The organism is Burkholderia sp. AU6039 (assembly GCF_002223365.1).
Taxonomy (GTDB): Bacteria; Pseudomonadota; Gammaproteobacteria; order Burkholderiales; family Burkholderiaceae; genus Burkholderia.
The window spans coordinates 19,091-41,576 of the sequence record NZ_NKFK01000002.1 but is presented as its reverse complement, the minus strand read 5'-3'; the positions used below and the strand labels follow the sequence as shown (position 1 = coordinate 41,576).

General features: G+C 60.7%; 35 protein-coding genes. 1 reads left to right on the top strand and 34 read right to left on the bottom strand.

Going from position 1 to position 22,486, the window contains the following annotated elements; genetic code table 11:
• The first annotated feature begins 89 nt into the window (after nt 1-89).
• Nucleotides 90-1,088 carry a porphobilinogen synthase gene (gene hemB, locus CFB39_RS01730; RefSeq protein WP_089424302.1) on the top strand — a complete coding sequence of 333 codons (999 nt, stop codon included), beginning with the start codon at nt 90-92 and terminating at the stop codon, nt 1,086-1,088.
• Nucleotides 1,089-1,240: 152 nt separating this feature from the next.
• On the opposite strand, the gene dsbD is transcribed toward hemB, so the two are convergent.
• The 34 genes from dsbD to rpsG all read right to left on the bottom strand — a co-directional run bounded on the left by dsbD (nt 1,241) and on the right by rpsG (nt 22,463).
• Complete coding sequence (gene dsbD, locus CFB39_RS01725; protein WP_089472005.1) at nt 1,241-3,097, bottom strand: protein-disulfide reductase DsbD; 1,857 nt, start codon at nt 3,095-3,097, stop codon at nt 1,241-1,243.
• Entirely contained in the window at nt 3,090-3,416 is a 327-nt protein-coding gene (gene cutA, locus CFB39_RS01720) for a divalent-cation tolerance protein CutA (RefSeq protein WP_089472004.1), read from the bottom strand. The genes dsbD and cutA overlap by 8 nt, the downstream gene beginning before the upstream one ends.
• 202 nt (nt 3,417-3,618) lie before the next feature.
• Nucleotides 3,619-4,014 (bottom strand): 50S ribosomal protein L17, encoded by a 396-nt coding sequence (gene rplQ / locus CFB39_RS01715; protein ID WP_006477175.1) that lies wholly within the window; start codon nt 4,012-4,014, stop codon nt 3,619-3,621.
• A 138-nt stretch (nt 4,015-4,152) separates the two neighbouring features.
• Nucleotides 4,153-5,130, bottom strand: coding sequence for a DNA-directed RNA polymerase subunit alpha (locus tag CFB39_RS01710; RefSeq protein WP_006477176.1), 978 nt, complete (start codon nt 5,128-5,130; stop codon nt 4,153-4,155).
• A 124-nt stretch (nt 5,131-5,254) separates the two neighbouring features.
• Nucleotides 5,255-5,878 (bottom strand): 30S ribosomal protein S4, encoded by a 624-nt coding sequence (gene rpsD / locus CFB39_RS01705; RefSeq protein WP_021161733.1) that lies wholly within the window; start codon nt 5,876-5,878, stop codon nt 5,255-5,257.
• A gap of 154 nt (nt 5,879-6,032) precedes the next feature.
• Nucleotides 6,033-6,434, bottom strand: coding sequence for a 30S ribosomal protein S11 (gene rpsK, locus CFB39_RS01700; protein WP_004197937.1), 402 nt, complete (start codon nt 6,432-6,434; stop codon nt 6,033-6,035).
• 28 nt (nt 6,435-6,462) lie between these two features.
• Entirely contained in the window at nt 6,463-6,828 is a 366-nt protein-coding gene (gene rpsM, locus CFB39_RS01695) for a 30S ribosomal protein S13 (RefSeq protein ID WP_006477178.1), read from the bottom strand.
• 38 nt (nt 6,829-6,866) lie between these two features.
• Nucleotides 6,867-6,983 (bottom strand): 50S ribosomal protein L36, encoded by a 117-nt coding sequence (gene rpmJ / locus CFB39_RS01690; RefSeq protein ID WP_004199844.1) that lies wholly within the window; start codon nt 6,981-6,983, stop codon nt 6,867-6,869.
• Nucleotides 6,984-7,003: 20 nt separating this feature from the next.
• Nucleotides 7,004-7,222: a translation initiation factor IF-1 gene (gene infA / locus CFB39_RS01685; RefSeq protein ID WP_004521905.1), complete on the bottom strand. Its 219-nt coding sequence runs from the start codon at nt 7,220-7,222 to the stop codon at nt 7,004-7,006.
• 7 nt (nt 7,223-7,229) lie between these two features.
• Nucleotides 7,230-8,579 (bottom strand): preprotein translocase subunit SecY, encoded by a 1,350-nt coding sequence (gene secY / locus CFB39_RS01680; protein WP_006482915.1) that lies wholly within the window; start codon nt 8,577-8,579, stop codon nt 7,230-7,232.
• 42 nt (nt 8,580-8,621) lie between these two features.
• Nucleotides 8,622-9,056, bottom strand: a complete 435-nt coding sequence (gene rplO / locus CFB39_RS01675; protein WP_006477180.1) for a 50S ribosomal protein L15 — start codon at nt 9,054-9,056, stop codon at nt 8,622-8,624.
• A 26-nt stretch (nt 9,057-9,082) separates the two neighbouring features.
• Complete coding sequence (rpmD, locus tag CFB39_RS01670) at nt 9,083-9,265, bottom strand: 50S ribosomal protein L30 (protein WP_006400644.1); 183 nt, start codon at nt 9,263-9,265, stop codon at nt 9,083-9,085.
• 15 nt (nt 9,266-9,280) lie between these two features.
• Nucleotides 9,281-9,799 (bottom strand): 30S ribosomal protein S5, encoded by a 519-nt coding sequence (gene rpsE / locus CFB39_RS01665; protein WP_006482895.1) that lies wholly within the window; start codon nt 9,797-9,799, stop codon nt 9,281-9,283.
• Nucleotides 9,800-9,813: 14 nt separating this feature from the next.
• Nucleotides 9,814-10,179 (bottom strand): 50S ribosomal protein L18, encoded by a 366-nt coding sequence (gene rplR, locus CFB39_RS01660; RefSeq protein WP_006477183.1) that lies wholly within the window; start codon nt 10,177-10,179, stop codon nt 9,814-9,816.
• Between the two features lie 12 nt (nt 10,180-10,191).
• Nucleotides 10,192-10,722: a 50S ribosomal protein L6 gene (gene rplF, locus CFB39_RS01655; RefSeq protein WP_006758786.1), complete on the bottom strand. Its 531-nt coding sequence runs from the start codon at nt 10,720-10,722 to the stop codon at nt 10,192-10,194.
• A gap of 18 nt (nt 10,723-10,740) precedes the next feature.
• On the bottom strand, nt 10,741-11,136 hold the full coding sequence (rpsH, locus tag CFB39_RS01650; RefSeq protein ID WP_011350677.1) for a 30S ribosomal protein S8: 396 nt from the start codon (nt 11,134-11,136) through the stop codon (nt 10,741-10,743).
• Between the two features lie 14 nt (nt 11,137-11,150).
• Nucleotides 11,151-11,456 (bottom strand): 30S ribosomal protein S14, encoded by a 306-nt coding sequence (gene rpsN / locus CFB39_RS01645; protein WP_011350676.1) that lies wholly within the window; start codon nt 11,454-11,456, stop codon nt 11,151-11,153.
• Nucleotides 11,457-11,463: 7 nt separating this feature from the next.
• Complete coding sequence (gene rplE / locus CFB39_RS01640) at nt 11,464-12,003, bottom strand: 50S ribosomal protein L5 (protein ID WP_006477186.1); 540 nt, start codon at nt 12,001-12,003, stop codon at nt 11,464-11,466.
• A 16-nt stretch (nt 12,004-12,019) separates the two neighbouring features.
• Nucleotides 12,020-12,328, bottom strand: coding sequence for a 50S ribosomal protein L24 (rplX, locus tag CFB39_RS01635; protein WP_006477187.1), 309 nt, complete (start codon nt 12,326-12,328; stop codon nt 12,020-12,022).
• 9 nt (nt 12,329-12,337) lie between these two features.
• A complete protein-coding gene (gene rplN / locus CFB39_RS01630) occupies nt 12,338-12,706 on the bottom strand; it encodes a 50S ribosomal protein L14 (protein ID WP_006482918.1) in 369 nt (122 codons plus the stop codon).
• A gap of 309 nt (nt 12,707-13,015) precedes the next feature.
• Complete coding sequence (gene rpsQ / locus CFB39_RS01625) at nt 13,016-13,288, bottom strand: 30S ribosomal protein S17 (protein ID WP_006477189.1); 273 nt, start codon at nt 13,286-13,288, stop codon at nt 13,016-13,018.
• Nucleotides 13,285-13,479, bottom strand: coding sequence for a 50S ribosomal protein L29 (gene rpmC / locus CFB39_RS01620; RefSeq protein ID WP_006400652.1), 195 nt, complete (start codon nt 13,477-13,479; stop codon nt 13,285-13,287). Before rpmC ends, rpsQ begins: the two co-directional genes overlap by 4 nt.
• A gap of 9 nt (nt 13,480-13,488) precedes the next feature.
• Nucleotides 13,489-13,905, bottom strand: a complete 417-nt coding sequence (gene rplP / locus CFB39_RS01615; RefSeq protein WP_006482873.1) for a 50S ribosomal protein L16 — start codon at nt 13,903-13,905, stop codon at nt 13,489-13,491.
• Nucleotides 13,906-13,907: 2 nt separating this feature from the next.
• Nucleotides 13,908-14,708, bottom strand: a complete 801-nt coding sequence (gene rpsC, locus CFB39_RS01610) for a 30S ribosomal protein S3 (RefSeq protein ID WP_006482899.1) — start codon at nt 14,706-14,708, stop codon at nt 13,908-13,910.
• 11 nt (nt 14,709-14,719) lie between these two features.
• Nucleotides 14,720-15,049 carry a 50S ribosomal protein L22 gene (gene rplV, locus CFB39_RS01605; RefSeq protein ID WP_004199272.1) on the bottom strand — a complete coding sequence of 110 codons (330 nt, stop codon included), beginning with the start codon at nt 15,047-15,049 and terminating at the stop codon, nt 14,720-14,722.
• A gap of 12 nt (nt 15,050-15,061) precedes the next feature.
• A complete protein-coding gene (gene rpsS / locus CFB39_RS01600; RefSeq protein WP_004199273.1) occupies nt 15,062-15,337 on the bottom strand; it encodes a 30S ribosomal protein S19 in 276 nt (91 codons plus the stop codon).
• A 10-nt stretch (nt 15,338-15,347) separates the two neighbouring features.
• Nucleotides 15,348-16,175 carry a 50S ribosomal protein L2 gene (gene rplB, locus CFB39_RS01595; RefSeq protein ID WP_006482900.1) on the bottom strand — a complete coding sequence of 276 codons (828 nt, stop codon included), beginning with the start codon at nt 16,173-16,175 and terminating at the stop codon, nt 15,348-15,350.
• Between the two features lie 2 nt (nt 16,176-16,177).
• The gene (gene rplW / locus CFB39_RS01590; RefSeq protein WP_004199275.1) at nt 16,178-16,492 is read right to left on the bottom strand and encodes a 50S ribosomal protein L23; all 315 of its coding nucleotides are present in this window, start codon (nt 16,490-16,492) and stop codon (nt 16,178-16,180) included.
• Nucleotides 16,489-17,109: a 50S ribosomal protein L4 gene (gene rplD / locus CFB39_RS01585; RefSeq protein ID WP_011350675.1), complete on the bottom strand. Its 621-nt coding sequence runs from the start codon at nt 17,107-17,109 to the stop codon at nt 16,489-16,491. The genes rplW and rplD overlap by 4 nt, the downstream gene beginning before the upstream one ends.
• Nucleotides 17,109-17,759, bottom strand: coding sequence for a 50S ribosomal protein L3 (gene rplC / locus CFB39_RS01580; protein ID WP_006482922.1), 651 nt, complete (start codon nt 17,757-17,759; stop codon nt 17,109-17,111). Before rplC ends, rplD begins: the two co-directional genes overlap by 1 nt.
• Nucleotides 17,760-17,937: 178 nt before the next feature.
• Nucleotides 17,938-18,249, bottom strand: coding sequence for a 30S ribosomal protein S10 (gene rpsJ, locus CFB39_RS01575; RefSeq protein ID WP_004199280.1), 312 nt, complete (start codon nt 18,247-18,249; stop codon nt 17,938-17,940).
• A 287-nt stretch (nt 18,250-18,536) separates the two neighbouring features.
• Nucleotides 18,537-19,727 (bottom strand): elongation factor Tu, encoded by a 1,191-nt coding sequence (tuf, locus tag CFB39_RS01570; protein ID WP_011350666.1) that lies wholly within the window; start codon nt 19,725-19,727, stop codon nt 18,537-18,539.
• A 39-nt stretch (nt 19,728-19,766) separates the two neighbouring features.
• A complete protein-coding gene (gene fusA / locus CFB39_RS01565; protein WP_089472003.1) occupies nt 19,767-21,869 on the bottom strand; it encodes an elongation factor G in 2,103 nt (700 codons plus the stop codon).
• A 123-nt stretch (nt 21,870-21,992) separates the two neighbouring features.
• Nucleotides 21,993-22,463 (bottom strand): 30S ribosomal protein S7, encoded by a 471-nt coding sequence (rpsG, locus tag CFB39_RS01560; RefSeq protein WP_006477195.1) that lies wholly within the window; start codon nt 22,461-22,463, stop codon nt 21,993-21,995.
• Nucleotides 22,464-22,486: the final 23 nt, after the last annotated feature.

Genomic DNA, 22,486 nt, shown 5'->3' with positions numbered 1-22,486 from the left:
GCCGCTCGATCGCTATCATATACCAACGCTCCCGAAAATGACCTAAGGGTTCCGTAAGGTCTTACTGCCCTGATTTCTACCCAATCGCCATGAGCTTCCATCCGCTTCATCGTCCGCGCCGGATGCGCCGCGACGACTTCTCCCGGCGCCTGATGCGCGAAAACCGCCTGACCACCGACGACCTGATCTATCCGGTGTTCGTCGTCGAAGGCACCAACGAACGGCAGCCGGTGCCGTCGATGCCCGGCGTCGAACGCGTGTCCGTCGATCTGCTGATGCAGGTCGCCGAGCAGTGCGTCGAACTCGGCGTGCCCGTGCTGTCGCTGTTCCCGGCCATCGAGCCGTCGGTGAAAACGCCTGACGGTCGCGAGGCAGCCAATCCGGAAGGCCTGATCCCGCGCGCGGTGCGCGAGCTGAAGAAGCGCTTCCCCGAACTCGGCGTGCTGACCGACGTCGCACTCGATCCGTACACGAGCCACGGCCAGGACGGCGTGCTCGACGAAAACGGCTATGTGATCAACGACGACACGATCGAGATCCTGATCGATCAGGCGCGCGCGCAGGCGGAAGCCGGCGTCGACATCGTCGCGCCGTCGGACATGATGGACGGCCGCATCGGCGCGATCCGCGAAATGCTGGAAAGCGACGGCCATATCCACACGCGGATCATGGCCTATTCGGCCAAGTTCGCGTCGGCGTTCTACGGCCCGTTCCGCGACGCGGTCGGCTCGGCGTCCAATCTGGGCAAGGGCAACAAAATGACCTACCAGATGGATCCGGCGAACAGCGACGAAGCGCTGCGCGAAGTGCGCCTGGACATCGACGAAGGCGCCGACATGGTGATGGTCAAGCCCGGCATGCCGTACCTCGACATCGTGCGCCGCGTGAAGGACGAGTTCCGCTTTCCGACCTACGTGTACCAGGTGAGCGGTGAATACGCGATGCTGAAGGCCGCCGCGATGAACGGCTGGCTCGATCACGACAAGGTCGTGCTGGAATCGCTGCTCGCGTTCAAGCGTGCGGGCGCCGACGGCGTGCTCACGTACTTCGCGCTCGACGCCGCGCGTCTGCTGAAAGCGCAACGCTAAACACCTGCCGGCAGGCGGAAAGAAAAACGGCGGGACACTTCGGTGTCCCGCCGTTTTTTTGTTTGCTGTCGATCGCGGCCGTATGCCTCGATCGTCAATTCATGCCACGCAAGCGCGCCGGTTCGCCACGAGCGCGCCCGCGACGCGCATGGTCATACCGTCGGGACCGCAGCCCGGTCGAGGCTGCGCAGGAACGTCTCGGCCGCCTGATAGCCGACCACGCGCCCGATCTCGTTGCCGCTTCTATCGAAGAAGATGATGCCCGGCGGGCCGAACAGGTTGAAGCGCTTCAGCAGCGCCTGGTCGTCCGGGTTGTTCGCGGTGACGTCCGCACGCACGAGGTGAAGTTGCGCGAGTCGCGCCTGCACACGCGCGTCGGTAAACGTCAGATGCTCCATCTCCTTGCAGCTCACGCACCAGTCGGCGTAGAAGTCGAGCATCACGGGCTGGCCCGCCGTCTTCAGCAGCGTGTCGAGTTCGCCGCTCGAGCGCACCGATGCGAACGCGGGCCCGTCCTGAGCAGCGGCCGCGCCTGCTGCCGCCGTACCGCCCGACGCAACCGTGCGTGCCGCCAGCACCGCCAGCGGCTTGACCGGATCGGTCGAGCCCGCGGCCAGGCCGACGAGCAGCGTAGCCGCCCAGATCGCGAGCGCAGCGCCCACGCCACGGCCAAGGCGACGCCAGATCGACGTGGCGCCGGCATTCGGCGTGAACAGCCCGAGCGCCGCGGCCGCGATCAGCAGCCACAACGCAGCGAGCACCATCTTCAGGCCACCGGCCAGCACCGGCCACACGATCCACAGCGCGGCTGCGAGCAGCACGATGCCGAAGAACACCTTCACGCCGTCCATCCATGCGCCGGCGCGCGGCAGTACCGTCCCGGCCCCGACGCCGACGACCAGCAGCGGCACGCCCAGCCCCAGCCCCATCGCGAACAGTGCAGCGCCGCCGAGCAGCGCATTGCCCGTGTGCGCGATGAAGGCGAGCACCGCGAACAGCGGTGCCGTCATGCATGCGCCGACAACCAGTGCGGACAGCGCGCCCATCGCCGCGACCGCGACGAAATGACCGCCCTGGCGCGCGGTCGATGCCTCGGCCGCGCCGTTCTGCCAGCGTGCGGGCAGCGCGATGTCCTTGCCCGAGATCAGCGAGACGGCAAACGCGGTCAACAGCACGCCGAACGCGCCGAGCACCCACGGGTTCTGCAGCCATGCGCCGAGGCTCTGGCCCACCAGCGCCGCGGCGATGCCGAGCACCGTGTAGACCAGCGCCATGCCGACCACATAGGTCAGCGACAGCGCGAAGCCGCGCGCATGCGTCGCGCGCGTGCCTTGGCCGATGATGATCGCCGACACGATCGGAATCATCGGATACGAACACGGCAGGAGGCTCAGCACGACGCCCGCGACGAAATACAGTGCGACGATCGTGAAGAAGCCATGCCCTTCGAGCAGCGACTGCGCGAAATCGGCGCTCGTGACCTTGTCGAACCAGCTGCCCGCGGCAACCGCATCGGCGGACGACGGCGACGACGAGGCGGCGCCCAGCGCGGCGCCATCGACCTTCACGACGTGCTCGGCCGGCGGATAGCAGATGCCCTCGTCCGCGCACCCCTGCGACGTCACCGCGAGCTCGAACGGACCTGACGCCTGCTTGACGGGCACATGCACGACGACTTCGTCACGGTAGGTCTCGACGTCCTTCTGGAACGTCTGGTCGAACTTCACGTGGCCGGCCGGGAATTGCGGATCGCCGAGCGTCGCCTGCCCGCTCTTCACCGCGAACGCGAACCGCTCGCGGTACAGGTAATAGCCGTTGGCGACCTTGAAGTGGACGTCCACCTGCCCCGGGGATTCACTCGCACTGAACTTGAACGCAACCGACGGATCGAGGAAATCGTCGGCCGCGCGCGCGGCCGACAGGCCGCCGAGCACGAGCATGAACGACAACAGGACTGCGAGGAATCGCAGCGCGCGCACGCGCACGGGAAGCGCCATACCGTTAAACATGAAATAGACGTTGAGTTTCGCTCGTCACCCACTGGCCGTACGCGGCCGATGCCGTCGTCTGCCACGAGACGATTTCGGGCGTCTCGTAAGGATGATGCGCGAGAATAAATCGCTCCAGTTCGAGCGCCCGCACGGGGCTCGTCTTGAACAGCAACTGGATCTCGTCGGCCGTTTCGACCTTGCCCTGCCAGTGGTAGCGCGACTTGATCGCGCCGAGCTCCGACACGCACGCGGCAAGCCGCGCATCGAGCGCACCGTCGGAAAGCGTCTTGGCGGTCTCGGCATCGGGCACCGTCGTCAGCATCAGCACCACTATCATCCGCGCCCTCCTGGCTGGTCTATCGGCTCCCGCCGACGCGAATTGCCCACCTGGAGCGCGCGCCGGCTGCCCCGTATCGTAGCGCAGCCCGCGCAACGCTGCCGGAACCGCCCTGCGACAATCGATCGCAGCCGGCGCCGGAAAAACAAAAAGGGCCAAGCAATTGCTCGGCCCCTTTCAGATACTGCTGCGTACCGGAAGCTTACTCAGCTTCTTGCACGTTTTCCGTTTCGTCGACTTCCGGACGATCGAGCAGCTCGACCAGTGCCATCGGTGCGTTGTCGCCCACGCGGAAGCCGAACTTCAGCACGCGCAGGTAGCCGCCCGGACGGTTCGCGAAACGCGGACCGAGCACGTCGAACAGCTTCGCCACCGAGTCACGATCGCGCAGGCGGTTGAACGCCAGGCGACGGTTTGCCAGCGACGGCTTCTTGCCGAGCGTGATCAGCGGCTCGACGACTTTACGGAGTTCCTTCGCCTTCGGCAGCGTCGTCTTGATGACTTCGTGCTCGATCAGCGAGTTGGACATGTTACGGAGCATAGCCAGACGGTGGCTGCTCGTGCGGTTCAGTTTCCGCAGACCATGACGATGGCGCATTTCAGTTTCCTTGATTCAAAGTTTTGATCCAGCTCTTCTATCGCACCTCGATGGGTGCACGGGCCGGTAACGAAAAAAAGCAAGATGCGGATTTTAAAGGAAAATCCGCATCTTTGCCAACTACAGCAACAACCAGGCTTACTTGTCGAGACCAGCCGGCGGCCAGTTTTCGAGCTTCATGCCCAGCGTGAGACCGCGCGAAGCGAGCACTTCCTTGATCTCGTTGAGCGACTTGCGACCGAGGTTCGGCGTCTTCAGCAGCTCGTTTTCCGTGCGCTGGATCAGGTCGCCGATGTAGTAGATGTTCTCGGCCTTCAGGCAGTTCGCCGAACGAACCGTCAGCTCGAGATCGTCCACCGGACGCAGCAGGATCGGGTCGATCTGCGGTGCACGCGACGGCGCTTCGGCTGCCGTTTCCGTGCCTTCCAGCGCCGCGAACACGGACAGCTGGTCGACCAGGATGCGGGCCGATTGACGGATCGCTTCTTCCGGCGTGATCACACCGCTCGTCTCGATGTTCATCACGAGCTTGTCGAGGTCGGTACGCTGCTCGACACGTGCGCTTTCGACAGCGTAGCTCACGCGGCGAACCGGCGAGAACGATGCGTCGAGGACGATGCGGCCGATGATCTTGGCCGTGTCTTCGCCGTAGCGACGGACGTTGCCGGGCACATAGCCGCGACCCTTTTCGATCTTGATCTGAACGTCGAGCTTGCCGCCCTTCGACAGATGCGCAATCACGTGATTCGGGTTGATGACTTCGCAGTCGTGAGCCAGCTCGATATCGCCGGCCGTGACAACGCCTTCACCTTCCTTGCGCAGCGTAACCGTCACTTCGTCACGGTTATGCAGCTTGAACACCACGCCTTTCAGGTTCAGCAGCAGGTTGACGACGTCTTCCTGCACGCCGTCCAGCGTCGAGTACTCGTGCACCACGCCCGCGATCGTCACTTCGGTCGGCGCGTAGCCAACCATCGACGACAGCAGCACGCGGCGAAGCGCATTGCCCAAGGTGTGGCCGTAACCGCGTTCGAACGGTTCCATGACCACCCTCGCGTGGTTCTCGCCCAGCGATTCCACGGCGATGATCTTGGGTTTCAGCAAACTGGTTTGCATGGGCTTTCCTTTTCAATACCCTCGGCTCGTTACACCGATAAGGCTGACCGGTAACAACCAGAAAATAAACAGCCGAGGCCCCTCCTTGCGCAACGCAATCGGGGTACCTCGGCCGTCAATCGGATTAACGCGAATACAATTCGACGATCAGGCTTTCGTTGATGTCGCCTGCGATTTCAGCGCGTTCCGGCATTTGCTTGAACGTGCCTTCGAACTTCTTCGCATCGACTGCAACCCAGCTCGGCATGCCGCCTTGCTCGGCCAGCGACAGCGCTTCGACGATACGCGCCTGCTTCTTCGCCTTTTCGCGGATCGCGACGATGTCACCTGCCTTCACTTGCTGCGACGGGACGTTCGCGACGACGCCGTTCACGGTGATCGACTTGTGGCTCACCAGCTGACGCGCTTCAGCGCGGGTCGAGCCGAAGCCCATGCGATACACGACGTTGTCGAGACGCGACTCGAGCAGTTGCAGCAGGTTTTCACCCGTGTTGCCCTTGCGGCGGTCGGCTTCAGCGAAGTAGCGGCGGAACTGACGCTCCAGCACGCCGTAGATACGCTTGACCTTCTGCTTTTCGCGCAGCTGCGTACCGTAGTCGGACGTACGTGCGCCCGAGGTACGGCCGTGCTGACCCGGCTTGCTGTCGAGCTTGCACTTGTCGGCGAGCGAGCGACGTGCGCTCTTCAGGAACAGGTCGGTGCCTTCACGGCGGGACAGCTTGGCCTTCGGGCCGATATAACGTGCCACTTTGCATTCCTCTATCAATCAGTCACGCAGATCTGAATCCGCGCTAGTTCGCGCCCTTTGGGGCGAACGGTGGGCTTAGTCAATCAAAAAAGCAACGCCCGTCGACGCTGAGCGGCGACAGGCAATGTGCTAGCACGAACGTGCCAGCACACCTTTAGATACGACGACGCTTCGGCGGACGGCAGCCGTTGTGCGGAATCGGGGTGACGTCCGAAATCGCGGTGATCTTGATGCCGAGGCCGTGCAGTGCGCGCACTGCCGACTCACGACCCGGGCCCGGGCCCTTGATCCGCACTTCCAGATTCTTCACGCCGTATTCCATCGCGACGCGGCCAGCCGACTCGGCTGCGACCTGGGCAGCGAACGGCGTCGATTTGCGCGAGCCCTTGAAGCCCTGACCGCCCGACGTCGCCCATGCCAGTGCGTTGCCTTGGCGATCGGTGATCGTGATGATCGTGTTGTTGAACGACGCGTGAACGTGAACCACGCCTTCAGCGACGTTCTTCTTAACCTTCTTGCGAACGCGTTGCGCCGCGGTGTTCGAAGCCTTAGCCATTACGTTTTCCTGTAACTGTCAGTTCCGCTTACTTCTTCAGCGCTTGCGCTGCACGACGCGGACCCTTGCGAGTACGTGCGTTCGTACGCGTACGCTGACCGCGCATCGGCAGGCCCTTGCGATGACGAACACCACGGTAGCAACCGAGGTCCATCAGGCGCTTGATGTTCATCGTCACTTCACGGCGCAGATCGCCTTCGACGACAAACTTGCCCACTTCTTCACGCAGCTTTTCCAAGTCTGCGTCGGTCAAGTCCTTGACCTTCTTCGAAAAATCGACGCCAGCTGCCACGCAGATGCTGCGCGAACGGGTGCGGCCGACACCAAAGATTGCCGTCAGGCCGATCTCGGTGTGCTGGTGATTCGGGATGTTAACCCCTGCGATACGAGCCATTGTTTTTCCTCAAACAAAAAGCGCAAACAAACGCGCGGTCAGCCTTGGCGCTGCTTGTGGCGCGGATCCGAGCTGCAGATCACGCGAACGACGCCTTTGCGCTTGATGATCTTGCAATTGCGGCAAATGCGCTTAACCGATGCCATCACTTTCATGATAATACCCTTTTTTCAAATCACTTCGCCCGGAACACGATCCGCGCACGAGACAGATCGTAAGGCGTCAATTCAACCGTCACCTTGTCGCCCGGCAGGATGCGGATGTAGTGCATCCGCATCTTTCCGGAAATATGCCCCAACACGACATGGCCGTTTTCCAGCTTCACGCGGAAGGTCGCATTCGGGAGGTTTTCAATCACCTCACCCTGCATCTGGATTACATCGTCTTTGGCCATAGTCCTTTCAACGCATCGGGATGTTGCCGCCCTTGAAGTTCGCCTTCTTGAGCAGTGACTCATACTGTTGCGACATAACGTACGACTGCACCTGCGCCATAAAGTCCATCGTGACGACGACAATGATCAGCAGCGACGTTCCACCAAAATAAAACGGCACGTTCCAGCGCAGCACCAGAAACTCCGGCAGCAGACACACGAAGACGATGTAGATCGCACCGGCCAGCGTCAGACGCGTGAGGATGCGGTCGATATATCGTGCGGTCTGGTCGCCCGGACGGATGCCCGGAACAAACGCGCCGCTCTTCTTCAGGTTGTCTGCGGTTTCCCTGCTGTTGAACACCAGTGCGGTGTAGAAGAAGCAGAAAAACACGATCGCCAGCGTGTACAGCAGCACATAGACCGGCTGGCCCGGCTTCAGCGCTTCCGCAACGTTATGCAACGTATTGGAAATCCAGCTTCCCGTCGGCTGACCGGTACTGAACCAGCCGAGAATCGTTGCCGGGAACAGAATGATCGACGATGCAAAGATCGGCGGAATCACACCCGACATGTTCAGCTTCAGCGGCAGATGCGACGACTGCCCACCGTAGATCTTGTTGCCGACCTGGCGCTTCGCGTAGTTCACGAGGATCTTGCGCTGACCGCGTTCGATGAACACGACCAGGTAAGTCACCGCGGCAATCAGGACGACGATGATGATCGCCGAAATGATGCTCATCGAACCCGTACGCACCAGCTCGAACAACCCACCGACGGCATTCGGGAACCCTGCTGCGATCCCGCCGAAGATGATGATCGAGATACCGTTGCCCAGACCACGCTCGGTAATCTGCTCGCCGAGCCACATCAGGAACATCGTACCGGTAACCAGCGTCACGACCGTCGTCAGACGGAACAGCATGCCGGGGTCAGTAACGAGGCCCGGCTGGTTTTCCAGCGCAGCCGCGATACCGAACGCCTGGAAGGTCGCGAGCACCACGGTGAAATACCGCGTGTACTGCGTGATCTTCCGTTGCCCTGCCTGCCCTTCCTTCTTCAGCGCCTCGAGCTGCGGCGAGACAATCGCCAGCAACTGCATGATGATCGACGCCGAGATGTACGGCATGATCCCCAGCGCAAAGATCGTGAAGCGGGAAAGCGCGCCACCCGAGAACATGTTGAACATGCCCAGGATGCCGCCAGCCTGGCTCTGGAACAGCTTCGCCAGTTGATCCGGATCGATGCCCGGCACGGGAATGTGCGCGCCGATGCGATAGACGATCAGCGCCAGGAGCAAGAACATTGCTCGCCGGCGCAGATCGCCGAATTTCGCCGTGCTTCGACCGGGTTTTGCAAGACTCGGGCTGTTAGCCAAGTACCTTCTCCGATGAATGCAAGTGACGACGCGCTACGCGTGTCACTCGGCGAACGAACCGCCAGCCGCTTCGATCGCAGCGCGCGCACCCTTGGTGGCACCGAGACCCTTCACGACGATCTTGCGCTTCAGTTCGCCCGTCGCGATGATCTTTGCGCTCTTCGTCAGCTCGCCGACCAGGCCGGCTTGCTTCAGTGCGAGCAGATCGATCTCATCGACCGGCAGCTTCTCGAGGTCGCTCAGGCGCACTTCACCGACGAATTCCTTCGTCAGCGACGTGAAGCCGCGCTTCGGCAGACGACGTTGCAGCGGCATCTGACCGCCTTCGAAACCGACTTTGTGGAAGCCGCCCGAACGCGATTTCTGACCCTTGTGACCACGGCCAGCCGTCTTGCCGAGGCCCGAACCGATGCCACGGCCGACGCGACGCTTGGCGTGCTTGGCGCCAGCTGCCGGCTTCAGGTTATTCAATTCCATATCAACTCCTTGATCCGTAGGGCCGCTTACGCGATGACCTTAACGAGGTACGAGACCTTGTTGATCATGCCGCGGACCGCCGGCGTGTCCTGAAGCTCGCTGACCGAGTTGAGTCGGCGCAGGCCCAGGCCACGCACGGTCGCGCGGTGCGATTCGCGGGTCCCGATCAGGCTCTTAACGAGCTGAACCTTGACAGTTTTTTCAGACATGGTGACCACCCGGGCTTAGCCCAAAATTTCTTCGACGGACTTGCCGCGCTTCGCCGCGATGTCTGCCGGGGTGGACTGCTTGCGCAGACCGTCCAGCGTGGCGCGAACGAGGTTGTACGGGTTCGTCGAACCGTGGCTCTTTGCCACGACGTTCTGAACGCCCATCACGTCGAACACTGCGCGCATCGGGCCGCCGGCGATCACGCCCGTACCTGCCTTCGCCGGAGCGAGGAGGACAGCGGATGCGCCATGCTTGCCGTGCACTTCGTGTTGCAGCGTGCCGTTCTTGAGCGGCACCTTGAACATGTTGCGGCGAGCTTGTTCCATTGCCTTCTGGACAGCGACCGGCACTTCCTTCGCCTTGCCCTTGCCCATACCGATGCGGCCGTCACCGTCGCCAACCACGGTCAGTGCGGCGAAGCCGAGAATACGGCCACCCTTCACGACCTTGGTCACGCGATTGACCGAAATCATCTTTTCGCGAAGGCCGTCGTCGCGCTCGTCAGCCTGAACTTTCGCTTGCATCTTTGCCATGACGAATTCCTTCCTTAGAACTTGAGCCCAGCTTCGCGAGCTGCCTCAGCCAGCGCCTTGACGCGGCCGTGGTAGCGGAAGCCCGAGCGGTCGAAGGCGACGGATTCGATGCCGGCAGCCTTTGCCTTTTCGGCAATACGCTTGCCGATCAGCGTCGCGGCATTGACGTTGCCGCCCTTGCCCGACTTGTCGGCCAGTTCTGCGCGCACTTCTGCTTCGAGCGTCGACGCGCTGGCGAGCACCTTGGTGCCGCACGGCGAGAACACTTGAGCGTAGATGTGCGTGTTCGTGCGATGCACGGCGAGACGCGCGACCTGCAGCTCAGCGATCTTGATACGCGTCTGGCGAGCGCGGCGCAGGCGAGATTGAGTCTTATCCATGATTGCGCACCCTTACTTCTTCTTCGTTTCTTTGAGGATCACAACCTCGTCGGAATAGCGCACGCCCTTGCCCTTGTAGGGTTCCGGCGGACGGTAACCGCGAACTTCCGCAGCCACTTGACCGACTTGTTGTTTGTTGATCCCCTTGATCACGATTTCGGTTTGCGTCGGGGTTTCTGCCTTGACGCCTTCCGGCATCTGGTGCACCACCGGGTGCGAGAAACCCAGCGACAGGTTCAGCTTGTCGCCTTGCGCTTGCGCACGATAACCGACGCCAACCAGCGTCAGCTTGCGCTCGAAACCCTTGGTCACGCCGTGCACGGCATTCGCGATAATCGCGCGCATCGTGCCCGACAGTGCATTTGCTTCGCGGCTTTCGTCCACCGGCGACAGGTTCAGCGTGCCGTCGTTGTTCGCCACGTTCACGAGCGGATTGATCGCTTGCGTGATGGTGCCCAGCGGGCCCTTGACGGTGATCGCACCGTCGGCCAGCTTGACTTCCGCGCCTTGCAGCGCGATCGGGCTCTTACCTACTCGAGACATGTTTCTCTCTCCTCGGCTTTAAGCGACGTAGCAGATGACTTCGCCGCCGACGCCGGTAGCGCGCGCCTTGCGGTCGGTCATCACGCCCTTCGGCGTCGACACGATTGCCACACCGAGGCCATTCATGACCTGCGGGATGTCGTTACGGCCGCGGTACACGCGCAGGCCAGGCTTCGACACGCGTTCGATGCGTTCGATGACCGGACGGCCAGCGTAGTACTTCAGCGCGATATTCAGTTCGGACTTCGCACCTTCCGCCTTCACGGCGAAATCGTCGATATAGCCTTCGTCTTTCAGGACTTGCGCGATTGCAACCTTGACTTTCGACGAGGGCATCGACACCGATACCTTCTCGACCATCTGCCCGTTGCGGATGCGAGTCAGCATATCGGCGATAGGATCACTCATGCTCATTTACGTTTCTCCTATTACCAGCTCGCCTTGGTCAGGCCAGGAATCTCGCCACGGAATGCGATTTCACGAATCTTGTTACGCGCGAGGCCGAATTTACGGAACGTGCCACGCGGACGGCCCGTGATCGCGCAGCGGTTACGCTGGCGGGTCGGGTTTGCGTTGCGGGGCAGTTGCTGCAGCTCAAGGCGTGCTTCGTAGCGCTCTTCTTCCGACTTGCTTTGGTCTTCGACGATCGCCTTCAGCGCATCGCGCTTTGCTGCGAACTTCGCGACCAGGCGGGCGCGCTTCTTTTCACGTTCGATCAGTGCCAGTTTAGCCACGGTAACCTCAGTTTCTGAACGGGAACTTGAAGCTGGCGAGCAGAGCCTTTGCTTCGTCGTCGGTCTTCGCAGTCGTCGTGATGCTGATGTTCAGCCCACGCAGTGCGTCGATCTTGTCGTAGTCGATTTCGGGGAAAATGATCTGCTCTTTCACACCGATGTTGTAGTTGCCACGGCCATCGAAAGCACGACCCGACACGCCGCGGAAGTCACGCACGCGGGGCAGGGCAACCGTCACGAAACGGTCGAGGAATTCGTACATCGCTTGGCCACGCAGCGTCACCATCGCGCCGATCGGGTAACCCTGGCGGATCTTGAAGCCTGCGATTGCCTTGCGTGCCTTGGTCACGACCGGCTTCTGACCAGCGATCTTCGTGAGGTCGCCAACGGCGTTCTCGATGATCTTCTTGTCAGCGATCGCTTCGCCAAGACCCATGTTCAGCGTGATCTTGGTGATGCGCGGCACTTCCATGACCGACTTGTAACCGAACTTCTCGATCAGGCCGGGCACAACCTTTTCTTTGTAAAACTCTTGAAAACGAGCCATTTTTTACTCCGCTGCGTCAGGCGCTCAGTACAGCACCGGTCGTCTTCAGGAAGCGAACCTTCTTGCCTTCCTCGACCTTGATGCCAACACGCGACGCCTTGCCATTCGCGTCGACCAGTGCGACGTTCGAAATATGCAGGGGCATCGTCTTCGCTTCCACGCCGCCCGTCGTACCCTTCATCGGGTTCGGCTTCACATGCTTCTTGACGAGGTTGATACCTTCAACCGTCACATGCTCTGCACCGACAGCCAGCACGACGCCGCGCTTGCCCTTGTCCTTGCCAGTGACGACGATGACTTCGTCACCTTTGCGAATCTTGTTCATCGCGACTCCTTACAGCACTTCCGGCGCCAGCGAAACGATCTTCATGAATCGTTCGCTACGCAGCTCACGCGTGACCGGCCCGAAAATACGGGTGCCGATCGGCTCGAGCTTGTTATTCAAAAGCACAGCGGCGTTGCCGTCGAACTTGATCAGCGAGCCGTCTTGACGGCGCACGCCCTTGGCAGTGCGGACCACCACGGCGTTGTAAATTTCGCCTTTCTTCACGCGCCCGCGCGGCGTTGCCTCTTTGACGCTCACCTTGATGATGTCGCCAATGCCGGCATAACGACGCTTCGAGCCGCCGAGCACCTTGATGCACAGGACTTCACGTGCACCCGTGTTGTCGGCTACTTCGAGCCGAGATTCGGTCTGGATCATGGTTTGTCTTTCCCAACTTAATCCGGATGCACCACCATGATGCATTCGGTCAGTCTTGGTCCCGTCAGCCAATCGGCTGCTTGGGTTGGAACAGCAGCGACGGCAAACGAAACCCGCCATCGCAATTCGGTGAATCTTTCGGACAGGCAGGCGCCAGTCCGCTTCCCCCACCAACTTCGCCCGCGACGGGGCTCCCATAAAGAGGGAAGACCAGGATTATAACAAATAATCCTGGTCACGCAAGCAAATACTTTGCGATTTCAAGCACTTCGCGGAGAAGTGCCTGTTACTGCCTACTGCGCTGCCCGCTTAGATGACGCGAGCTGCTTCGACGAGGCGCGACACCGTCCAGGCCTTCGTCTTCGAAACAGGACGAGTTTCCTGGATTTCGACGAGATCGCCTTCGTTGTAGGTGTTCGCTTCATCGTGCGCGTGGTACTTCTTCGAACGCACGACATACTTGCCGTAGATCGGGTGCTTGACGCGGTGCTCGATCAGCACGGTGACGGTCTTGTCCATCTTGTTGCTGACGACCCGACCGACCAGCGTCCGCTTCAGCGAGGTTTTCACGCTATCGTTCATTTCTGGTTCGCCTTCTGAGTCATGACGGTCCGCACACGTGCGATGTCGCGACGAACCTTCTTCAGCTGGCTCGTGTTCGTGAGCTGCTGGGTCGCGAGTTGCATGCGCAGGCCGAATTGCGCCTTCAGCAGGTCCGCCAGCTCCTTGTTGAGCGCGGCCTGGTCTTTCTGGAGAAGTTCGGAAGCCTTCATATTTTCTCCTTAGGCGCCGAGCTGGCGCACGATGAACGCCGTCTTCAGCGGCAGCTTGGCTGCAGCCAGACGGAACGCTTCGCGTGCCAGTTCTTCGGTTACGCCGTCCATTTCATAGAGCATCTTGCCCGGCTGAATCTCGGCGACGTAGTACTCCGGGTTACCCTTACCGTTACCCATACGCACTTCGGCCGGCTTCTGCGAAATCGGCTTGTCCGGGAAGATCCGGATCCAGATGCGGCCGCCACGCTTGATGTGACGCGTCATTGCACGACGCGCCGCTTCAATCTGGCGTGCGGTCAGACGACCGCGACCGATAGCCTTCAGGCCGAATTCACCGAACGACACTGCGTTGCCGCGCGTCGCCTTGCCGGTGTTACGACCTTTCTGCTCTTTACGATACTTTCTGCGTTTCGGTTGCAGCATCGTTATTCTCCAGTCTTGCCGTCTTCGGGCTTGCCGGCGCCGCGGCGCGGTGCGCCACGACGAGCACCCGGAGCGCCGCCTTCGCCGTCACGGCGCGGACGACGGTCGCCCGGACGCGCATTGCGACGCGGACGCTTGTCTTCGGCTACTTCTTCCACCACCGGTGCGTCGTTGCGGCCGAGCGTATCGCCCTTGTAAACCCACACCTTGACGCCGATGATCCCGTAGGTCGTCTTCGCTTCCGAGGTCGCGTAGTCGATATCAGCACGCAGCGTGTGAAGGGGCACGCGACCTTCGCGATACCACTCCGTACGAGCGATTTCGATACCGTTCAGACGGCCAGCGCTCATGATCTTGATGCCTTGGGCACCCAGACGCATCGCGTTCTGCATCGCACGCTTCATCGCGCGACGGAACATGATCCGGCGCTCGAGCTGTTGCGTGATCGAGTCAGCGATCAGCTGAGCATCGGTTTCCGGCTTGCGGATTTCTTCGATGTTGACGTGAACCGGAACGCCCATGCGGCGTTGCAGTTCCGTCTTCAGCTGCTCGATATCCTCGCCCTTCTTGCCGATGACCACACCCGGACGCGAGCTGTAAATCGTGATGCGCGCGTTCTTCGCCGGACGCTCGATGACGACCCGACCGACCGAAGCGTTCTTCAGCTTCTTCTTCAGGTATTCACGAACACCGATGTCTTCCTGCAGCATCGCCGCGAAATTGTTGTTGTTCGCGTACCAACGCGAAGCCCAATTGCGGCTGACAGCCAGGCGGAAGCCAGTCGGATGAATTTTCTGTCCCATCGTATGGCTCCTTAATTCCCGACCGTCACAGTGATGTGACAGGATTGCTTCTCGATGCGGTTACCGCGGCCCTTGGCGCGCGCGGTGAAACGCTTGAGCGATGCAGCCTTGTCGACGTAGATGCTCTTGATCTTGAGCTCGTCGATATCAGCGCCTTCGTTGTGCTCCGCATTCGCGATTGCCGACAGCACAACCTTCTTCACGATGCCAGCCGCCTTCTTCGGCGAGAACGTCAGAACGTTCAGCGCCTTGTCGACCGGCAAACCGCGGATCTGGTCAGCCACAAGGCGCGTTTTCTGCGCCGAGATGCGGGCACCGCGATGAATTGCTTTCACTTCCATCTTGATTGCCCCTTATTTCTTGGCCTTCTTGTCGGCTGCGTGACCCTTGAACGTACGGGTCAGTGCGAACTCGCCAAGCTTGTGGCCGACCATGTTTTCCGAGATGTACACCGGAACGTGTTGACGGCCGTTGTGAACAGCGATCGTCAGGCCGATGAAATCCGGCAGAATCGTCGAGCGACGCGACCAGGTCTTGATCGGCTTTTTGTCGCGCGAAGCTGCAGCCGCCTCAACTTTCTTCAGCAAATGGGCGTCGCAGAACGGACCTTTTTTAACAGAACGTGCCATTGCCTACTCCTTAACGCTTGTGACGGCGCTGGACGATCATCGTCGTCGTGCGCTTGTTGCTACGGGTGCGATAACCCTTAGCCGGCGTACCCCACGGGCTAACCGGATCGCGACCTGCAGCCGTCTTGCCCTCACCACCACCGTGCGGGTGATCAACCGGGTTCATCGCAACGCCACGCACCGTCGGGCGGATACCGCGCCAGCGGTTCGCGCCAGCCTTGCCGATCTGGCGCAGGCTATGCTCTTCGTTGCCGACTTCACCGATCGTTGCACGGCACTCGATGTGCACGCGGCGGATTTCGCCCGAACGCAGACGAACCTGCGCGTAGACGCCTTCACGGGCGAGCAGCATGGCCGACGTACCAGCCGAACGCGCCATTTGCGCGCCCTTGCCCGGCAGCATCTCGATGCAGTGGATCGTCGTACCGACCGGAATGTTGCGGATCGGCAGCGTGTTGCCTGCACGGATCGGCGCTTCCGAACCCGACATCAGCTGTTGGCCGACGGTCAGGCCCTTCGGGGCGATGATGTAGCGACGTTCGCCGTCTGCGTAGAGCACCAGCGCGATGTTCGCGCTACGGTTCGGGTCGTACTCGAGACGCTCGACCTTTGCCGGAATGCCATCCTTCGTGCGACGGAAATCGACGATACGGTAGTGCTGCTTGTGACCACCACCCTTGTGACGCGTGGTGATACGACCGTTGTTGTTACGGCCGGCGGTCGAGCTCTGCGAGTCGAGCAGTGCCGCGAACGGCTTGCCCTGGTGCAGGTTCTTGTTGACCACCTTGACCATCGCGCGGCGACCCGGCGATGTCGGCTTAACTTTAACGATTGCCATGATTACTTGGCCTCCGCTTCAAAGTTGATTTCCTGGCCGGGCTTCAGGCAAACGTACGCCTTCTTCACGTCCTTGCGGCGGCCCATCGAACGGCCAAAGCGCTTCTGCTTGCCCTTCTGAACCAGCACGTTGACGGAATCAACTTCAACCTTGAACAGCAGCTCGACAGCCGCCTTCACTTCCTGCTTCGTGGCATCCGGTGCGACTTCGAACACGACTTGCTCGTTCTTGTCGGCAACCAGCGTCGCCTTTTCCGAGATCACCGGCGCGAGCAGGACCTGCATCAAACGATGATCGTTCTTGCGAATCTCGCTCATGACAGCAACTCCTCGATCTGGGCGACCGCAGCCTTCGTGACCAGCACTTTCTTGAAGTAGATCAGCGACAGCGGGTCAGCGTAGCGCGGCTCGACAATCGCCACGTGCGGCAGGTTGCGCGAAGCCAGGTACAGGTTCTCGTCGACCGTATCCGTAATGATCAGCACGGAGTCGAGACCCATGGTCTTGAATTTTTCGGCCAGCAGCTTGGTCTTCGGCGCTTCGAGGATGATGTCCTCGACGACCGACAGACGGCCTTCACGGGCCAGCTGCGAGAAGATCGAGCAGAGACCTGCGCGATGCATCTTCTTGTTGACCTTGTGCGAGAAGTTTTCTTCCGGCGAATTCGGGAAGATACGACCACCGCCACGCCACAACGGGCTCGACGACATACCGGCACGAGCGCGGCCCGTACCCTTCTGGCGCCACGGCTTCTTCGTCGTGTGCTTGACTTGCTCACGGTCCTTCTGTGCGCGGTTACCCTGGCGAGCATTCGCCTGGTAAGCGACGACGACCTGGTGGATCAGCGCTTCGTTGTAGTCACGACCGAACACGACGTCCGATGCGTTGACCACTGCACCTTCCTGACCATTTTCGTTCAGGAGCTTGAGTTCCATTATTTCGCCCCCTTGGTCTTGACGGCCGGCGTCACGAAGACCTTGCCGCCCTTCGCGCCCGGAATCGCACCCTTCACGAGCAGCAGCTTGCGCTCTGCGTCGATACGGGCGATTTCGAGGTTCTGCACCGTCACCGTCACGTCACCCATGTGACCCGTCATGCGTTTACCCGGGAAAACACGACCCGGATCCTGCGCCATACCGATCGAGCCCGGCACGTTGTGCGAGCGCGAGTTACCGTGCGTGGCACGGCCGGAGGAGAAGTTGTAACGCTTGATCGTACCGGCGTAGCCCTTACCGATCGACACGCCTTGCACGTCGACCTTCTGGCCCACTTCGAAAAGATCAGCACCGACCACGGCGCCATTCGACAGCTCAGCTGCCTTGGCCGCGTCAATGCGGAATTCCTTGAGGATTTCACCGGCTTCGACACCGGCTTTGGCGAGATGACCTGCCAGCGGCTTCGTCACGCGCGAGGCACGACGGGAGCCGAATGCAACCTGCACGGCCGTGTAGCCGTCGGTTTCAACAGTCTTGATCTGCGTCACGCGGTTGTCCGACACGTCCAGCACGGTGACGGGAATCGAATCCCCTTCCGCCGTGAAGATACGGGTCATGCCAACCTTGCGACCTACGAGTCCAAGGCTCATCATTTTCTCCATTCCCGACTGCGATTGGTCGGGGCTGATTTACAAAATGCCGGGCACGCAAGGCCCAACTTTTTTACGCGAATACGCGAAAAGCCAAGCAGTATAGCCCGACCTCTCGATTTCCGCAAGCAATACAAAGACTTAGCGCCGCCCGGCATGCCGATCGGCGCTGGAAGCCTTACTGCAGCTTGATTTCCACGTCGACGCCAGCCGGCAGGTCGAGCTTCATCAGCGCGTCAACCGTCTTGTCGGTCGGATCGACGATGTCCATCAGGCGCTGGTGGGTACGGATTTCGAGCTGATCGCGCGACGTCTTGTTGACGTGCGGCGAACGCAGGATGTCAAAACGCTGAATGCGCGTCGGCAGCGGCACCGGGCCACGGACGATTGCGCCAGTCCGCTTCGCGGTATCGACGATCTCGGCAGCCGATTGATCGATCAGACGATAGTCGAATGCCTTCAGGCGAATGCGGATTTTCTGTTGCTGCATGACGATTCCTTGGAAAGAGCGAGGCGATGTTGCATCGCCGGACACTAAAAGAACGTGAAACTTGACGCCTGCGGGGAGCGAGACATCAGGTTCCGGACGGTACTTCCACTGCTAAGCCCGCGATTCTACACGAAATTCTGGAGCGATGGTGCGAGTTTCTCGCCCCGCGCTTTCGCGTGACGGAAAAACAAAACCGGGTGCCAGCGCAAGCTGGACACCCGGTTTCGACGGTACGGACTGCATACCGCGGAATCGCGGACCCCGTCGGGATCCGCGGATCGTCGATATTACTCGATGATCTTGGCGACGACGCCGGCGCCGACCGTACGGCCGCCTTCGCGGATTGCGAAGCGCAGACCTTCTTCCATCGCGATCGGTGCGATCAGCTTCACCGTGATCGACACGTTGTCGCCCGGCATCACCATTTCCTTGTCCTTCGGCAGCTCGATCGAGCCCGTCACGTCCGTCGTACGGAAGTAGAACTGCGGACGGTAGTTGTTGAAGAACGGCGTGTGACGGCCGCCTTCGTCCTTGCTCAGCACGTACACCTCAGCCGTGAAGTGCGTGTGCGGCGTGATCGAACCCGGCTTCGCCAGAACCTGGCCACGCTCCACGTCTTCACGCTTCGTGCCGCGCAGCAGGATACCAACGTTGTCGCCTGCTTGACCTTGGTCCAGCAGCTTGCGGAACATTTCAACGCCCGTGCAGGTCGTCTTCACCGTCGGCTTGATACCGACGATTTCGATTTCTTCGCCGACCTTCACGATGCCGCGCTCAACGCGACCCGTCACGACCGTACCACGGCCCGAGATCGAGAACACGTCTTCCACCGGCATCAGGAACGCGCCGTCAACTGCACGCTCCGGCGTCGGGATGTACGTGTCCAGCGCGTCGGCCAGGCTCATGATCGCCACTTCGCCCAGCTCGCCCGTGTCGCCTTCCAGCGCCAGCTTGGCCGAACCCTTCACGATCGGCGTGTCGTCGCCCGGGAAGTCGTACTTCGACAGGAGTTCGCGAACTTCCATCTCGACCAGCTCGAGCAGTTCAGCGTCGTCCACCATGTCGCACTTGTTCAGGAACACGATGATGTACGGAACGCCAACCTGACGTGCCAGCAGGATGTGCTCACGCGTTTGCGGCATCGGGCCGTCTGCTGCCGAGCAAACCAGGATCGCGCCGTCCATCTGCGCTGCGCCCGTGATCATGTTCTTCACATAGTCAGCGTGGCCCGGGCAGTCGACGTGTGCGTAGTGGCGGTTAGCCGTTTCGTACTCGACGTGTGCCGTGTTGATCGTGATGCCGCGCGCCTTTTCTTCCGGTGCCGCGTCGATCTGGTCGTATGCCTTCGCTTCGCCGCCGAACTTCTTCGTCAGAACCGTCGTGATCGCTGCCGTCAGCGTCGTCTTGCCGTGGTCAACGTGACCAATCGTACCAACGTTCACGTGCGGCTTGGTCCGCTCGAATTTACCTTTTGCCATGATTCTCTTCTTTCAAAAATTATCGATTGAGATAACGAATTACTTCGACTTCGCGCTGATGATCGCGTCAGCAACGTTGCGCGGAGCTTCAGCGTAGTGCTTGAACTCCATCGTGTACGTTGCACGACCTTGCGTCAGCGAACGCAGCGACGTCGAGTAACCGAACATTTCCGACAGCGGTACTTCGGCGCGCACGATCTTGCCGCCGCCAACCATGTCTTCCATGCCCTGGACGATACCGCGACGGCCCGACAGGTCGCCCATCACGTTGCCCATGTAGTCTTCCGGCGTCTCGACTTCGACAGCCATCATCGGCTCGAGGACGACCGGGTTCGCCTTGCGCATCGCTTCCTTGAACGCCATCGAACCGGCCATGCGGAACGCGTTTTCGTTCGAGTCAACGTCGTGGTACGAACCGAACGTCAGGTGAACCTTCACGTCGACGACCGGGAAGCCGGCCAGCACGCCCGACTTCAGCGTGTCCTGGATACCCTTGTCGACCGCCGGGATGTATTCACGCGGAATCACACCACCCTTGATCTCGTCGAAGAACTCGTAGCCCTTGCCTTGTTCGTTCGGCTCGAGCGTGATGACTGCGTGACCGTACTGGCCGCGACCACCCGACTGCTTGACGAACTTGCCGTCGACGTCCTTCGCCGTCGAACGGATCGTTTCGCGGTAGGCAACCTGCGGCTTGCCGACCGTTGCTTCCACGCCGAATTCACGCTTCATCCGGTCGACCAGAATTTCGAGGTGGAGCTCGCCCATGCCCGAAATGATGGTCTGGCCCGACTCTTCGTCGGTCTGCACGCGGAACGACGGATCTTCCTGAGCCAGACGGTTCAGCGCCAGACCCATCTTTTCCTGGTCAGCCTTGGTCTTCGGCTCGACAGCCTGCGAAATCACCGGCTCCGGGAACACCATGCGCTCGAGAATGATCGGGTTCGCCGGATCGCACAGCGTGTCGCCCGTGGTCGCTTCCTTCAGGCCGACCGCAGCAGCGATGTCGCCTGCGCGAACTTCCTTGATTTCTTCGCGCTGGTTCGCGTGCATCTGCAGAATACGACCCAGACGTTCCTTCTTGTCCTTCGTCGAGTTCAGCAGCGTGTCGCCCGAATTCACCACGCCCGAGTACACGCGGAAGAAGATCAGCTGGCCGACGAACGGGTCGGTCATGATCTTGAACGCGAGTGCCGAGAACTTCTCGTCGTCCGACGCGCGGCGCTCTGCCGACTCGCCGTTTTCGAGTTCGCCCTTGACCGGCGGGATGTCGACCGGCGACGGCAGGAAGTCGATCACGGCGTCGAGCATACGCTGCACGCCCTTGTTCTTGAACGCGGTACCGCACAGCATCGGCTGGATTTCGCACGCGATCGTACGGTCACGCAGCGCCTTGACGATGTCGGCTTCCGGCAGATCGCCTTCTTCCAGGTACTTGTTCATCAGGTCTTCGTTGGCTTCTGCAGCCACTTCGACCATCTTTTCGCGCCATTCCTTGCAGGTCTCTGCGAGCTCGGCCGGGATGTCGACGTAGTCGAACTTCGTGCCTTGCGACGCTTCGTCCCAAATGATCGCCTTCATCTTGATCAGGTCGACGACGCCCTTGAAGTTCTCTTCCGCGCCGATCGGCACCACGACCGGAACCGGGTTCGCCTTCAGGCGCAGACGGAGCTGGTCGTAGACCTTGAAGAAGTTCGCGCCGGTACGGTCCATCTTGTTGACGAACGCGAGACGCGGCACCTTGTACTTGTTAGCCTGGCGCCACACCGTTTCCGACTGCGGCTGCACGCCGCCCACTGCGCAGTACACCATGCACGCGCCGTCGAGCACGCGCATCGAGCGCTCGACTTCAATCGTGAAGTCGACGTGGCCCGGGGTGTCGATGATGTTGATGCGGTGTTCCGGATAGTTGCCGCCCATGCCCTTCCAGAAGGCGGTGGTAGCAGCGGACGTGATCGTGATGCCACGCTCCTGTTCCTGCTCCATCCAGTCCATCGTGGCTGCGCCGTCGTGGACTTCACCGATCTTGTGGTTCACACCGGTGTAAAACAGAATGCGCTCGGTCGTCGTCGTTTTGCCGGCGTCGATGTGAGCGCTAATACCGATATTGCGGTAGCGCTCGATAGGAGTCTTGCGAGCCACTTTGATCCTCTACTGGGATGACACGATGCAGCCCTGCTGCATCATGCTTCAACACAAACGGGCGAGGCGCCTGAAAAGCGCACCCGCCCGGAATTTATTTCCGCTAAAAGCCCAGCCAGGCGCTTAGAAACGGAAATGCGAGAACGCGCGGTTGGCTTCTGCCATGCGGTGAACTTCGTCGCGCTTCTTCATCGCGCCGCCACGGCCTTCGGCCGCTTCGGAGAGTTCACCTGCCAGGCGCAGGGCCATCGACTTCTCGCTACGCTTCTTCGCAGCCTCACGCAGCCAGCGCATCGCCAATGCCATACGACGCGACGGGCGCACTTCGACCGGAACTTGATAGTTGGCACCACCAACGCGACGGCTCTTCACTTCGACCACCGGCTTGACGTTGTTGAGCGCAACCGTGAACACTTCCAGCGGGTCCTTGCCACCCTTGGTCTGGATTTGTTCGAATGCGCCATAAACGATGCGCTCTGCGACCGACTTCTTGCCGGACAGCATCAGCATGTTCATGAACTTGGCTACATCAACGTTACCGAACTTCGGATCCGGCAACACTTCCCGCTTGGGGACTTCGCGACGACGCGGCATGATTCTTCCTTTACTTGTTCAGT